We start from the raw sequence: 14,309 nt of genomic DNA, 5'->3' as shown, positions 1-14,309 counted from the left end.
GGCAAGGCCAACAGCGGCGCCACCTGGACCAACGACATCAGCCACGGCGACCTCGTCCGCAACAACCCCGACCAGACCATGACCATCGACCCCTGCCACCTCCAACTCCTCTACCAGGGCAAGAACCCCAACGCCACCGGCACCTACGACCAACTCCCCTGGCGCCCCGGCCTCCTCACCCTCCAGCACTGACGCGCAGGACGCACCACGACCACGATGCGCGGGTGGCCGACACCTCGGCCACCCGCCAGCGGGTGGAGGAACTGCTGCTGCGGCACGATCGCCGGGGGCGCGGCAACCGTCAGACGAACCCGCTGCCGGAGCCGGGCCCACGGTCTCCTGTCGGCTCGCTCCGACTCCTCTCGGGTCGCTCCGACGGACCGACGCGGGTGCCGGGCGCCCTCCCCCGGCATAGCGTGGCCCACAGCGCCCTGCCCGTCCGGCGATGGGCGCGGTCGACACCCCGGCTCCTGGAGGTTCGTTCATGCGCGCGGTGACCTACGACTCGTACGCACCGGACAACTCCCGGCTGCGGTACGGCGAGGTGCCGGACCCGAAGGTGGGCCCCGGCCAGGTGCTGATCGAGGTCCGAGCGGCCTCCGTCAACCCGGTCGACTGGAAGGTCATGGCGGGTGGCCTGGACGGCATGATGGACGCGGTCTTCCCCGTCGTCCCCGGCTGGGACGTGGCCGGCGTGGTCACCCGGACCGGCCCCGACACACCCGAGTTCGCGCCCGGCGACGAAGTGATGGCCTACGCCCGCAAGGACGCGGTCCAGGCGGGCACCTTCGCCGAGTACGTCGCGGTCGCCGCGTCCGCCGTGGCGCGCAAGCCCGCCGGGCTCGACTGGGCGCAGGCGGCCGGGCTCCCGTTGGCCGGCCTCACCGCGCTGCGCTGCCTGGACCGGCTCGCGGTCGGCCCCGAGGACGTGCTCCTGGTGCACGGCGCGGCCGGCGGCGTGGGGAGCCTCGCGGTGCAGCTCGGCCACGACCGCGGGGCCCGGGTGATCGGTACCGCCTCGGAGCGCAACCACGCGTTCGTCCGCGGGCTCGGCGCCGAACCGGTGACGTACGGGGACGGCCTGACCGAGCGGGTGCGCACGCTGGTGCCCGGCGGGGTGTCGGCCGTCGCGGACTTCGTCGGCGGCCAGTTGGAGACGACCCTGGCCGTGCTCGCCGACGGCGGGCGGCACGTCTCCGTCGCCGACCCGGGCGTGGAGCAGCACGGCGGCCGCTGGATCTGGGTCCGCCCCGACGGCGAGAAGCTCGCCGAACTGGCGGCCGCGGCCGACCGCGGCGCGCTGACCGTGGAGGTCGCCGGGACCTTCCCGCTGGAGCGGACGGGCGAGGCCTTCGACGCCAGCCGCACCGGCCACACCCGCGGCAAGCTGGTCATCGTGCCGTGAGGGCTCGCCCTTCGCTGCTCGGAGCGCGCGCTCCGGGGACCGAACCTAGGCTGGAGGCAGGCGCCGGAGTCACGTCCGGCAAGCACGGCTGCCCGGACGGAGGCGCGTGTGGAGACGGCCGGCGAGAAGGACGCACCCACCGCCGTCGTCGTGGTGGACCCGGACGGCGTGGTGAGCGGGTGGAGCGAGGGCGGACGGCTGTTACTCGGCTGGACGGCTCAGGACACGGTCGGCCGCCCCTCGAGCGACCTGCTGGTGGATCCCCCGCCCGGGTTCCCCACGGGTGACGACGCGGACGGCAACGCCTTGATCGTCCTGCGCCACCGGGACGGTTCCACGGTGGACGCCGTGGTGACGACGCAAGCGCTGTGCGGCGCGGACGGGCTGGCGCTGGGCCGCGCGCTGACCGTCCAGCGCTGGGACCGCCGCCCCGTGATCGCCGACCGGGCCTTCGAGCAGTGCCCCTTCGCCCTCGGGGTCTACGACCCGGTCCTGCGGTTCCTGTGGGTGAACGCCGCCGCGTGCCGCGTGATGGCGCACTCGGAGGAACAGGTGCTCGGAGGGAAGTACCGTGAGCTGTTCCCCGAGCTGGACGACGCCGCCTACACCAACCAGCTCTCCGAGGTGGCCAGGACGGGCGAGCCCGCGCGGCTCATCACGGTCTTCCGACCGCTCGGCAGCGCCTACGCCAACGCGTGGGCCACCAGCATGTGGCCCGTCCGGGATGCCGAGGGCACCGTGCGCGCGGTCGCCAACTGGGGCTTCGACATGAGCGCCGAGTACTGGGCCCGCCAGCGCCTGCTCATCCTCAACGAGGCCAGCCGCGGCATCGGCAGGACCCTCGACGTGGCCAGCACCGCGCAGGAACTGGCCACCGTCCCGGTGCCCGGCTTCGTGGACCTCGTCACCGTCGACCTCTTCGACGAGGTGCTCCAGGGGGAGGAACCGCCGTCGACCTCCGCGGTCACCGCTGGTGGGACCCTCACACTCACCCGGGCCGCCCGGCACAGCGCGAAGGACCACCCCGGCTGGCCCAACGGATCCGGGACCCCGGTCGGCTACGCCCCCGGTTCCGTCCCCGCCCGCTGCATGGCCACCGGCACGTCCGTGGTCCAGCTCGCCGCCGAACCCGACCAGGGCGGAGAATGGGCCTTCGGCCCCGGGCTCGCCGCCGACCCGGCCCACTGGCCGCCGGGCACACCGTTGATCGAACGGTCCATGGCCGCCCAGGGGGTGACGGGCCGGATCACCGTGCCGCTGCTCGCGCGCGGCGCTCCGCTCGGCGTCGTCGCGTTCACCCGCAGCGACCGGCCCGAGGCCTTCACCGCCGATGACCTGATCCTCGCCGAGGAACTGGCCGCCAAGGCCGCCGTCGCCATCGACAACGCCCGCCGGTACACCCGCGAGCACACGACCGCGCTGACCCTGCAACGCAGCCTGCTGCCGCAGCGACTGCCGAGCCACGGCGCCATCGAGGCGGCGTCCGGCTACCTGCCCGCCGGGGCCGGCGCAGGTGTGGGGGGTGACTGGTTCGACGTCATCGCACTGTCCGGCGCACGGGTCGGCCTGGTCGTCGGCGATGTCGTCGGCCACGGCGTGCACGCCTCGGCCAGCATGGGCAGGCTGCGCACGGCGGTCCGGACCCTGGCCGACGTGGACCTGCCGCCGGACGAGTTGCTCACCCACCTGGACGACCTGGTCCTCCACCTTCCCGACGACCCCGGGCCCGAGGGCTCGCTCGAGGCGGCCGGCGAGACCGGTGCCACCTGCCTGTACGCCGTCTACGACCCGGTCTCCCGGCGCTGCGCGCTGGCGAGCGCCGGCCATCCGCTGCCGCTGGTCATCGGGCCGGACGGCACCGTAACCCCGGTCGTCGCGCAACCGGGGCCCCCTCTCGGCGTCGGCGGACTGCCGTTCGAAGTGGTCGAGTTCGAGCTGCCCGAAAGCAGTCTGCTCGCCCTCTACACCGACGGGTTGGTGGAGGGCCGTGAGCAGGACGCCGAACAGGGGCTGGCCGAGCTGGTCCGGATCCTCGCCGAACCGGCCGCCTCGCTGCAGGAACTCTGCGACGCCGCGATGCGGGCCGTGCTCCCCGACCACCGCACCGACGACGCGGCCCTGCTGCTCGCCCGCACCCACGTGCTGGATCCCGAACGCGTCGCCGACTGGGACATCGAGCCCGACGTCGCACGGGTGGGGCGCGCCAGGCGGCTGGCCGCCGATCAACTGGCCCTTTGGGGCCTGGAGGAGCAGGCCTTCGTCACCGAGTTGGTCGTCAGCGAGCTGGTCACCAACGCCATCAAGTACGGCGAACCGCCGATCAGGCTGCGGCTGATCCGCGACACCGCGCTGATCTGCGAGGTCTCCGACGCCAGCGAGACCACCCCGCACCTGCGCCGGGCGCGTACGTTCGACGAGGGCGGCCGGGGCCTGATGCTCGTCGCCCAGCTCACCCAGGGCTGGGGCACCCGGCACACCACGAACGGCAAGACGATCTGGTGCGCCCAGACCATCGGACCGGTCTGACCCCCGCGACATCCGTCCCCTCAGCCGGACGAACGGCCTGACCGCGGCTCTCGTCCACTCCGCACGAGGATGGCCGTCCATCGGAGGATGCAGGGCCGAAGCCCTCGGCAGCAGGCTGTCAACTGGGGCTTTGCGGTGGGAATCTGACGACATGACCACCACACGCTCCTGCCGTCCCGGTGTGCGGATCCGCTCGGCGAGGCCGAGTCACACCTCTGGGCCGACCGCGAGGTGTGACCGGCCCGACGGCGTCAGGCCACGGGTCGGACCGCGCCACCGAGCACGCCCCTCGAGGGCGCGGAGCCGGACAGAGGCGCTTCCCGCAAGACGCCTTCGATAGTACGGTCGCGCGCATCACCCGAGACCGTACGGAGGACTTCCGCATGTCGGCACGGTACTTCGAGGACTTCGCGACCGGCCGCGGGGGGCTCGCCCCGCGCGCGGTCCTGGATTCCGATGCTCCCAGGATCGATCTCAACGGACAGTGGGCGTTCCGGTTCTCGCCGGTGCTGCACGACGAACCCGACGGCTTCCAGGACCCGGAGTTCGACGACGGCTCCTGGGACGCCCTGCCCGTTCCCTCGCACTGGCAGTTACGCGGCCACGGCCGGCCGATCTACGTCAACATCTCCTACCCCGTCCCGCTCGACCCGCCCTTCGTCCCGGACGAGAACGAGACCGGGGACTACCGCCGGGTCTTCGACCTCCCCGACTCCTGGGACGGCGTGCCGGCCGTGGTGCGCTTCGAGGGCGTGGACTCCTGCGCCCGGGTCTGGCTCAACGGGACGGACCTGGGTGTGACCTACGGCAGCCGCCTGCCGGTCGAGTTCGACGTGACCGCCCTGCTGCGGCCCGGCCGCAACGTGCTGGCGGTCCGGGTCCACCAGTTCTCCGCCGGCACGTACCTGGAGGACCAGGACACCTGGCGCCTGTCGGGCATCTTCCGTGACGTGGCGCTGCTGGCCCGTCCGGTCGGCGGGATCCGGGACGTCTTCGTCCACGCCGACTACGACGACGCCACCGGCGAGGGCCGGTTGCACGTGACCGTGGACGCGGACGGACCCGTGCGGATCGACGTTCCCTCCCTCGGCGTCCACGACCAGCCGGCCGGCGGCGAGCTGCGGTTCCCGGCGGTGCGCCCCTGGAGCGCGGAGGATCCGCACCTGTACGAGGCCCACCTGGCCACCGGCAGCGAACGCGTGCGGATCCGGTTCGGCTTCCGCTCCGTCGCCGTCGACGGGAGCGGCGTCCTGCGGGTCAACGGGCGCCGCGTCGTGCTGCGCGGGGTGAACCGGCACGAGTTCGACCCCGACCACGGCCGCGCCCTCTCCCCGGAGACCATGCGCCGAGACGTCGAGCTGATGAAGCGGCACAACGTCAACGCCGTCCGCACCTCCCACTACCCGCCGCACCCGGCCTTCCTCGACCTGTGCGACGAGCTCGGGCTGTACGTGACGCTCGAATGCGACCTGGAGACCCACGGCTTCGAGTACGCCGACGCCACGCCGTGGGAGCGCAACCCCTCCGACGATCCGCGCTGGCGCGACGCCTACCTGGACCGCATCGAGCGCACCGTAGAACGGGACAAGAACCACCCCGGCATCATCCTGTGGTCACTGGGCAACGAGGCCGGCGACGGCGGGAACCTGCGGGCGATGGCCGACTGGGTGCGCCGGCGCGACCCCTCCCGCCCGATCCACTACGAGGGCGACCGGCTCGGCGAGTACACCGACGTCCACGCCGAGATGTACCGCCCGCCCGCGGCCGTCGCCCGCATCGGCCGCGGGCAGCTGCTCCCGGGCGAGACCTCCTACCCCGCACGGCCCGGCTCCGGCGACCCGGCCGACGATCCGCGCAACCACCGGCCGTTCCTGCTCACCGAGTTCGCCCACGCGATGGGCAACGGGCCCGGCGGCCTAGCCGAGTACGCGCGCCTGAGCGACGAGTACCCGCGGGTGCAGGGCGGCTGGGTCTGGGAGTGGATCGACCAGGGGTTGCGGACGCACGACGCCGAGGGCCGCGAGTTCTTCGGATACGGCGGTGACTTCGGCGAGGACCTGCACGACGGCAACTTCATCTGCGACGGCCTGCTCTTCCCCGACCGCACCCCCTCTCCCGGCCTGCTGGAGTACGCCAAGGTCATCTCCCCCGTCCGGATCGGCCCCGGCCCGGACCCCGGAACGCTGACCGTGGAGAACCGCTACGAGGTGCTGGACCTGTCCCACCTGCGGTTCACCTGGTCGCTGGAGTGCGAGGGCACCGAGCCGACCCGGGGTGAGCTGCCCACACCGCAGCTGGCCGCCGGGGAGCGGGGCCGGCTGCCGCTGCCCGCGCTCGACCCGGTGACCGGGCAGGGCGACGACGGCGAACGCTGGCTCACCGTCCGGGCGGAGCTGGCCGAGGCCGCCGCGTGGGCTCCCGCCGGCCACGTGGTCGCCTGGGGCCAACTCCCGCTGCACGCGACCGGCCGTGCGACCGGGCGCGGCCGCCTGGCCGGCCCGCCGGTCGCCGCGCGCGTCACCGGCCGGCACCTCGTCCTCGGCCCCGGCCGCTTCGACCCCGCGACCGGACGCCTGCTCGGCATCGGTCAACAGATGCTCCAGGGGCCACGGTTGAACCTGTGGCGCGCCCCCACGGACAACGATCGCGGCGGGTGGTACCAGCAGGACGCCGCCTACTGGAAGGACCGGGGCCTGGACCGGCCGCGCCACCGCACCGTGTCCGTCGACCCCGGCCCCGAGGGCCTGACCGTCGTGGTCCGCAGCGCCGCCGCCGCGGTCGCCTGCGGTTACCTCACCACCTACCGCTGGACCAGTGACGGGACCGGCCTGCGGCTCCACGTGCACGCCGAACCGGTCGGCCACTGGCCCGAGTACACGATCCGCTCCGCCGACTCCTTGGTGGACTCCGAACTGCCGCCGCAGGAGCGGAAGGAACTGCTGCGCAGGAACGCCGCACCTCCCCTGGCCCGGATCGGTCTCGCCTGGGAACTGCCCGCCGACTGGTCGGAGGTCGAGTGGTTCGGCGCGGGCCCGGGAGAGGCCTACCCCGACTCGCGCCAGGCGGTCAGGATCGGACGCTTCCACGCCACGGTCGACGAGCTGCAAACCCCTTACGTGCGCCCGCAGGAGAACGGCAACCGGACGGACGTGCGGTGGGCCGAGATCGGCGACGGGTCCGCCGCCCTCCGCGTCCAGGGCGAGGAGCCCTTCGACTTCTCCGCGCGCCGCTGGACCGACCGGCAACTCGCGGCGGCCCGGCACCGGACGGAACTGTCCCCCGGCCCGGTGGTCCACCTGCACACCGATCACGCCGTCCAGGGCCTCGGAAGCGCCGCGTGCGGTCCGGGCGTCCTGCCCCAGCACCGGCTCGAGGTCGGCACCGCCGACTTCACCCTCCTCCTCACACCCCTCGGCCAGGCCGACCGCACTCCCGGTCGATCGGATGCATGAGACTCCATCGCGCCGGTCAGCACCGGGGACGGCCACGCGATGGTCGTGGTCGAGCACGACCGACCGGCAGGCACGGCCCCGGGCTCATCCGGCGGGCAGCAGCATCGGGTCGGTCATGATCCGGCGCACCGTCGTCAGCGCCGCGCCCAGCAGCGGGCCGCGCCGACCGAGGGCGGACGGGCGCAGCGCCTGCGGCGCCCAAGGGCGGACGGAGACCCGGGCGGCCAACTCGGCGCGCACGGAGGGCAGTAGCCAGTCGGCGAGTTCGGCGTAGGCACCGCCCAGGACGAGGCCGTCCGGGTCGATGAGCTCGACGGCGGACGCGAGCGCGAGGCCCAGAGCCCGCCCCGCGCGGTCCAGCGCCCCCAGGGTGGCTGCGTGGCCGGCGGCCGCCCGGTCGGCGAGCAGGGCGACCGGGTCGGCCGCCTCGTGCGGCGTCAGACCGGCCTCGCGCAGGACCGCCGCCTCGCCCGCGTACTGCTCCAGGCAGCCTCGCGCACCGCAGGCGCACGGGACGCCGTCCGGCTGGACGGGGATGTGGCCGAGTTCGCCGGCGAACCCGCGGGCGCCGCGGAACAGCCGTCCGTCGATGACCAGGGCGGCGCCGATCCCGGTCTCGGCGGAGACGTGGACGAAGGTCCGCGCCGTCTGCTCGGTGCTCCAGTACTCGGCCAGCGCCCCGAGGTTGGCCTCGTTCTCCGGCTCGGGCACGGTGTCCGGGTCGGGCCAGTGGTCGGCGAGCCGGACAGCGCACCAGCCGAGGTTGGGCGCGCGTTCGACCAACCCGGCCGGTTCGTTCGGCACCACGCCGGGGACGGCCAGGACTCGGCCCTCGACGCGCAGGCCGAGGGCCTCGGCCTCGGCCTGCGCGTCGGTCGCCAGCGCGGCGGTCCGCGCCAGTACCTCAGCGGCCGGCCGACCCGCGTTCTCCCGTTCGACCCGGCGCCACACCCGCGGCTCGCCGCGCAGGTCCACCACGCACGCGCCGACGTGGGTGACGCCTATCTCCAGCCCCAGACCGGCGGGGCCGCGGTCGTTCACGGCCAGCGCGCGTCCGGGGCGGCCGACCCGTCCGCTGGCCGTGGCCGCCGCCTCGGTCACCGCTCCGCGGCCGATCAGCTCGTCCACCAGGGAGGAGACGGCCGCCCTGGTCAGGCCGACGCGCCCGGCGACGTCCGCGCGGGAGAGCGGGCTGTGCCCGGCGACCGCACCGAGCACCAATGAGAGGTTCTGCCGTCGCATGTGCTGCTGCGACGCGGGTCCGCTCTCCGATCCCTTGCCCGCCCTGACCGCCACCGTCACGCGCCCCTCCTACCGTTCCTCGGCCGGCGCACCCTGCAAGCCCCCGGCCCGACGCAGGGTATCGCCGATCCGCGTCAGCGCGTCGTCGTCCTTCTTCACGGCCTCCAGCACCGGACCGTCAGCCGTCCGCCAGCGGCGCGCGACGGCGTCGGCGGGCTCTTCGGTGAGCAGCGCGGCGGCCTGGGCGGCGGCGCCGAGCGCGACGAGTTCCTGTGCGGCGGGCACCTGGACCGCCCGGCCCGAGAGCCGCAGGACGGTCCGCTGCCAGGCCGGGCCACGGGCGCCGCCGCCGATCAGCAGCAGTGGTTCGTCGCCCTCGGGGTCCTCGCCGCCCGCGCGGAGGACGCCGCCCAGCGCGGCGAGCAGGGCGTGGGCGGCGCCGTCGTAGGCGGCCTGGAGCAGCTGGCCGCGGGTGGTGTCGTGGCGGAGTCCGTGGACCAGGCCGGAGGCGGCGGGGAGGTCCGGGGTGCGTTCGCCGTCCAGGTAGGGCAGGACGACCACGGTGCCGCCGTCCTCGACCTCCTCGCGGCCGCGTCCGAGCAGGGCGGCGAAGCGGTCGACGGCCAGGGTGCAGTTGAGCGTGCAGGCCAGCGGCAGCCAGCCTCCGAGGGCGTCGGCGAAGCCCGCGACGGTGCCGCTCGGATCGGCGGGCCGGGTCCGCCCGACGGCGTAGACGGTGCCGGAGGTGCCGAGGCTGAGCACCGGCTGCCCGGGGAGGAGGCCCAGCCCGAGGGCCGCCGCCATGTTGTCGCCGGTGCCGGTGGCCACCGACGCCCCCTCGCGCAGCGGCAGACCGGGACGGACGGCGCCGGCCTGCGCGCCGGCCGGCAAAACCCGGGGCAGGCGCCCGGGGTCGAGGCCGATGCGGGAGAGGACGTCCCGGTCGTACCCGTCCGGTCCCCACCAGCCGGTGCCCGACGCGTCGCCCCGGTCGGTGACGGCCTCACCGGTCAGCCGTTCCGTCAGGAAGTCGTGCGGGAGGCGGACGGCCGCGACACGGTCGGCGGCGGCGGGCTCGTTGGCGCGCAGCCAGGCCCATTTGGGGGCGGTGAAGGCGGCGGTCGGGACGCTGCCGGTGCGCCGGGCGATCTCCACCGCGCCGAGCGCGTCGCGGAGTTCGGCGGCCTGCGGCGCGGACCGGACGTCGTTCCAGAGCAGCGCCGGGCGCACCGGGCGCCCGGCCCCGTCGAGGGTGACGAGGCCGTGCTGCTGGCCGGCGACGGAGACCGCGGCCGCGCGGTCCGCCCAGCCCGTCCGCGCCGCGGCCTCGAGGAGCGCCTCCCACCACTGTTCGGGGTCGCTCTCCCGGCCCGCGCCCGTGCTGACGGTGTGCTGGGCGCGGCCTTCGCCCACCACCGCGCCGGTGTCGATGTCGACGGCCAGGGCCTTGGTGGACTGGGTCGAGCTGTCGACGCCGATCACGACACGCTGCTCAGCCATGTGTTCCTCCGGTGCGGGTTCCTTTTGACGTTCCGGCATACTAATTTGTTGAGAGCCCTGACAAACACCCTTCGCACGAGATCCGGAGCCGCGCCATGTCCAGCGACCCGCTCGTCCCCACCCCCGCGCACAAGTTCACCTTCGGCCTGTGGACCGTCGGCTGGCAGGGGCGCGACCCCTTCGGCGACGCGACCCGGCCGGCCCTCGACCCGGTCGAGACCGTCCAGCGGCTGGCCGCCCTCGGCGCCCACGGCGTCACCTTCCACGACGACGACCTGATCCCCTTCGGCGCGGGCGAGGCCGAGCGCGAGCAGACGGTCAAGCGCTTCCGCGCCGCCCTGGACACGGCCGGGCTGAAGGTGCCGATGGCCACCACCAACCTCTTCACCCACCCCGTCTTCAAGGACGGCGCGTTCACCGCCAACGACCGCGACGTACGGCGCTACGCGCTGCGCAAGACCATCCGCAACATCGACCTGGCCGCGGAGCTCGGCGCGTCGGTGTACGTCGCCTGGGGCGGCCGCGAGGGCGCCGAGTCGGGGGCGGCCAAGGACGTTCGCACCGCGCTGGACCGCTTGAAGGAGGCCTTCGACCTCCTCGGCGAGTACGTCGAGCGGCAGGGCTACGACCTGCGCTTCGCGATCGAGCCCAAGCCCAACGAGCCGCGCGGCGACATCCTGCTGCCCACCGTCGGCCACGCCCTGGCGTTCATCAACGAACTGGAGCGCCCCGACCGCGTCGGCCTCAACCCGGAGGTCGGCCACGAGCAGATGGCCGGGCTGAACTTCCCGCACGGCATCGCCCAAGCCCTGTGGCACGGCAAGCTGTTCCACATCGACCTCAACGGCCAGTCCGGCATCAAGTACGACCAGGACCTGCGCTTCGGCGCGGGAGACCTGCGCCAGGCCTTCTGGCTGGTCGACCTGCTGGAGTCGGCCGGTTACGACGGGCCCCGGCACTTCGACTTCAAGCCGCCGCGCACCGAGGACTTCGACGGCGTGTGGGCCTCGGCGGCCGCCTGCATGCGCAACTACCTCCTGTTGGCGGAGCGTTCCCGCGCCTTCCGAGCCGACCCGGAGGTCCGGGCCGCTCTCGCCGCCTCGCGCCTGCCCGAACTCGCCCTCCCCACCGCGCAGGACGGCCTGGCCGGCCTGTTGGCCGACCGCTCCGCCTTCGAGGACTTCGACGTCGACGCCGCCGCCCGCCGCGGCATGGCGTTCGAGCAGCTGGACCAGTTGGCCTACGAACACCTCCTCGGCGCCCGCTGACTCCCGCCACCGCGGAGCCGGGCCGTGCGGGTGGCACGGCCCGGCTCGCTCGGGCGTGGTGGGGCGAGCGCCTCGGTTCCGCCGCCGTACCCGCCGCCGTACGGTGACTCCCCATGACGGCGTCCGAGCACGACGTCAACTCCGGGAGGTGGGCGGCTGCGCCTGGGCTTCGATCACCAGTGCGTGACCGGGGTGGTTGCTCAGGCCCGGGGCCGCGACGCCGACGTGGGCGAGGTACTGGCCGGTCAGGGTGAGCGCGGTCGTACGCCGCGCCCAGACGGGCCAGGTGTGCTCGGGGGAGGAGAGTTCGGGGCGCACCCGCAGGGCGTAGCGGGCCGTGGGTTCCAGTCCGGGCAGGCGCACGGGCGCGCCGTTCTCGGCGACGGAGGTGTCCAGCTGGACGTAGGCGAAGACGGCGTGGGCCCGGTCCCGGGAGACGACGCCGTGGACCCAGGCGGCCGGGTCGGGGTGGTCCGCGCGGACGACGTCGCCGCCGTGGAGCAGCGGCCGCAGGCGCTTGTAGGCTCCGACCCACGAGGTGAGCGCGTTCAGGTCCTCCCGTGACCAGCCGGAGATGTCGGACTCGATGCCGGCGTGTCCGAACAGGGCGGTGGCGCAGCGGAAGGCGAGCGTGGTGTCCCGGTGGCTGATGTGGGCCGGGGCGGAGCCGACGTGGGAACCGATCAGCTCGTAGGGCAGGAGGAGGCTGGTCCAGCGCTGGATGGCCTGGCGTTCGATCGGGTCGAGGTTGTCCGATCCCCAGATCCGGTCCGTGCGCTCCAGGATGCCGAGGTCCGCGCGGGCCCCGCCGGACGAGCAGGACTCGATCTCCAGCCCGGGGTGGCGGGCGCGCAGTTCGTCCAGGAGCCGGTAGACCGCGGTCGTCTGGGCGTGCACGCCGGGTCGGCCGTCGTGGACGGCGTCGGCCAGGTCGCGGTTGTGGTCCCACTTGAGGTAGTCGATGCCCACCTCCCCCACCAGACTGCTGATCCGCTCCAGCAGGTAGGCGTAGGCGTCGGGGTTAGCGACGTCCAGGACGTGCTGGCTGCGCTGCTCGAACGGGAGGCGTTCGGCATCGGCGAGGAACCAGTCGGGGTGGGCACGGGCCAGGTCGGAGTCGGGGTTGACCATCTCGGGCTCGACCCAGAGGCCGAACTGCATGCCGAGCGCGTGGACGTGCTCGGCGAGCGGACCGAGCCCGTCGGGCCACACCGTCTCGTCGACGTACCAGTCGCCGAGGCCGGCCCGGTCGTGGCGGCGGTGCCGGAACCAGCCGTCGTCCACGACGAACCGCTCCACGCCGACCGTCGCCGCGGTGCGCGCGAGGGCGCGCACCCGCTCGGGGTCGTGGTCGAAGTAGACCGCCTCCCAGATGTTCATCGTGACCGGCCGGGCGGTGGTCGGGTGCCGGGGCCGGTCTCGGAGCATGTCGTGGAATCCGCGGCTGATCCCGTCCAGACCCGAGCCGGAGGTCGCGAAGTACACCCACGGGGTTCGGTACGACTCGCCCTCCGCCAGCCGGATCTCACCCGCGTCCAGCAGTTCGCCGCCGCCGAGGACCGTCGTCCCGTCGGCCAGCCGCTCGGCGTACTGGACGTGGTTTCCGCTCCAGGCCGGGTGCACGCCCCAGACCCGGCCCTGCCGGAAACCGAAGCCCGGCGTGCCGGCGAGCAGCAGTCCGGCGTCGAAGCCGGTGCGTCCGCGCCGGCTCTCCCTCGACCACACGCCCTGCCGCAGGGGTGCACGCTGCGGAGAGCGCTCACGGGCCCAGCGGCCCGCGAAGTCCAGCAGTTCCTCGGCGTGGGCGGGCACCGGAAGCACGCACGCGAGCACGTCGAGGGTGTAGGCATCGGTCGCGGTGTTGGTCAGGGCGTGGCGCAGCCGCACCACGCCCTGCTCCGTCATCTGCAGCTCCGTGTCCAGTGCGAGCCCCGCGCCGCGGTCCTCGGCCCGTACGTGGACGACGCCGCCCCGGCCGTCCTGGGCGCGTACGCCGACCGGTTCGGCGAGCTCGAAACGCGGGGGGCGGACCCGGCCGTCGCGGTGCCCGGACAGGGCCGGCCGTCCGAACCAGGCCTGCCCCTGAGAGGGCATCAGGCTCCCGGACCGGTGGCCCGGGCCACGGCCCATGGCGTCGAGCGCGTGCGCGGCATCGCCGGCGCGGAAGCCGGGATCGGCACCCCAGTGCAGCACCCGGGGCACCTCGGGGCCGGCGGTGTCGAGCGCGAGGGCCGCATCACCGGCCGTCAGCACGACGACGTTCGATTCAGTCATTTCATCCTCGTTCGGGGGCGAGTCCTGGTTCGGTGCTCGGCGGGCGCCGAGCTCACCCTGGCAGCCCGGTTCCGGGGCCGCCCGGTCGACGGAGGGCACTTGTAGCGATAGCACGCCTATCCCCGCACTGAACATCCCATGAATAGGATCGAAAGTGAGCCACGGCGGCGGGCCCCACATTCGCGCCTGGCCAGAAACAGCAGTACTGGAACGGGTCTTGACATATTGAGCATACTCGCGCCGCCTCGCACTCATCCCATGTCTTGTGCCCGAGTCGAGCGCGCCGCACATCTCGACAGCCGCCGTGGCGCTGCCAGAATCGGCGGGAGCCAGCGCCCGTGTTATCGCTCACACTCACACGGCTCCACCGGGTTCGCTCCACTTCGAGCCGCACAGCCCGAACGGCCCGCACCTCGGTGCCGCGGCCCGGAACATCCAGCACGCTCAACGACGAAGGGTCCAGCCACGGCCATCAGCAGACGTGCGTTCCTGTCGAGCGCCGCAGGGGTCGTCGCCGCCGCGACGGTCGACCTCTCGCTCGGTACGACGTCGGCGCTCGCGGCCCCGCCGTCCTCCTCGCCCACGTGGGCGTCGGTGGATCAGCACCCGCCGACCAACGACGCCATCACCTCGCTGCCGCAA

General features: G+C 73.9%; 8 protein-coding genes. 5 read left to right on the top strand and 3 right to left on the bottom strand.

Features of this window, described 5'->3' with window-relative positions; translation table 11 throughout:
- From PUR71_RS38115 to PUR71_RS38100, 4 genes are all read left to right on the top strand, one after another.
- On the top strand, positions 1-192 hold a 192-nt coding region (locus tag PUR71_RS38115), incomplete at its 5' end, for a non-reducing end alpha-L-arabinofuranosidase family hydrolase (protein WP_329931865.1).
- 292 nt (positions 193-484) lie between these two features.
- Positions 485-1,405 (top strand): NADP-dependent oxidoreductase, encoded by a 921-nt coding sequence (locus PUR71_RS38110; RefSeq protein WP_329931864.1) that lies wholly within the window; start codon positions 485-487, stop codon positions 1,403-1,405.
- Between the two features lie 108 nt (positions 1,406-1,513).
- Positions 1,514-3,931: a SpoIIE family protein phosphatase gene (locus PUR71_RS38105; RefSeq protein WP_329931863.1), complete on the top strand. Its 2,418-nt coding sequence runs from the start codon at positions 1,514-1,516 to the stop codon at positions 3,929-3,931.
- 383 nt (positions 3,932-4,314) lie between these two features.
- Positions 4,315-7,383 (top strand): glycoside hydrolase family 2 TIM barrel-domain containing protein, encoded by a 3,069-nt coding sequence (locus PUR71_RS38100; protein WP_329931862.1) that lies wholly within the window; start codon positions 4,315-4,317, stop codon positions 7,381-7,383.
- A gap of 84 nt (positions 7,384-7,467) precedes the next feature.
- Here PUR71_RS38100 and PUR71_RS38095 read toward each other — a convergent pair whose 3' ends face one another.
- Both PUR71_RS38095 and xylB read right to left on the bottom strand, forming a co-directional pair.
- A complete protein-coding gene (locus PUR71_RS38095) occupies positions 7,468-8,625 on the bottom strand; it encodes an ROK family transcriptional regulator (protein ID WP_329931867.1) in 1,158 nt (385 codons plus the stop codon).
- A 69-nt stretch (positions 8,626-8,694) separates the two neighbouring features.
- On the bottom strand, positions 8,695-10,125 hold the full coding sequence (gene xylB, locus PUR71_RS38090) for a xylulokinase (RefSeq protein WP_329931861.1): 1,431 nt from the start codon (positions 10,123-10,125) through the stop codon (positions 8,695-8,697).
- A gap of 95 nt (positions 10,126-10,220) precedes the next feature.
- On the opposite strand from xylB, the gene xylA reads away from it, so the two are divergent.
- The gene (gene xylA / locus PUR71_RS38085; protein ID WP_329931860.1) at positions 10,221-11,393 is read left to right on the top strand and encodes a xylose isomerase; all 1,173 of its coding nucleotides are present in this window, start codon (positions 10,221-10,223) and stop codon (positions 11,391-11,393) included.
- Between the two features lie 135 nt (positions 11,394-11,528).
- Here xylA and PUR71_RS38080 read toward each other — a convergent pair whose 3' ends face one another.
- On the bottom strand, positions 11,529-13,667 hold the full coding sequence (locus PUR71_RS38080; RefSeq protein WP_329931859.1) for an alpha-galactosidase: 2,139 nt from the start codon (positions 13,665-13,667) through the stop codon (positions 11,529-11,531).
- Between the last annotated feature and the right edge of the window lie 642 nt (positions 13,668-14,309).

The sequence above is a fragment of the Streptomyces sp. SP17BM10 genome (assembly GCF_036322405.1).
GTDB lineage: Bacteria > Actinomycetota > Actinomycetes > Streptomycetales > Streptomycetaceae > Kitasatospora.
Note: the sequence above shows the minus strand (reverse complement) of the source record. Positions and strands in the feature narration are given on the sequence as shown.

What these genes read in the sequence shown, in the direction of transcription:
- PUR71_RS38110 (WP_329931864.1), top strand. Translation starts at nt 485, where the DNA reads ATGCGCGCGGTGACCTACGACTCGTACGCACCGGACAACTCCCGGCTG.
- PUR71_RS38100 (WP_329931862.1), top strand. Translation starts at nt 4,315, where the DNA reads ATGTCGGCACGGTACTTCGAGGACTTCGCGACCGGCCGCGGGGGGCTC.
- PUR71_RS38095 (WP_329931867.1), bottom strand. Translation starts at nt 8,625, where the DNA reads ATGCGACGGCAGAACCTCTCATTGGTGCTCGGTGCGGTCGCCGGGCAC.
- xylB (WP_329931861.1), bottom strand. Translation starts at nt 10,125, where the DNA reads ATGGCTGAGCAGCGTGTCGTGATCGGCGTCGACAGCTCGACCCAGTCC.
- xylA (WP_329931860.1), top strand. Translation starts at nt 10,221, where the DNA reads ATGTCCAGCGACCCGCTCGTCCCCACCCCCGCGCACAAGTTCACCTTC.
- PUR71_RS38080 (WP_329931859.1), bottom strand. Translation starts at nt 13,667, where the DNA reads ATGACTGAATCGAACGTCGTCGTGCTGACGGCCGGTGATGCGGCCCTC.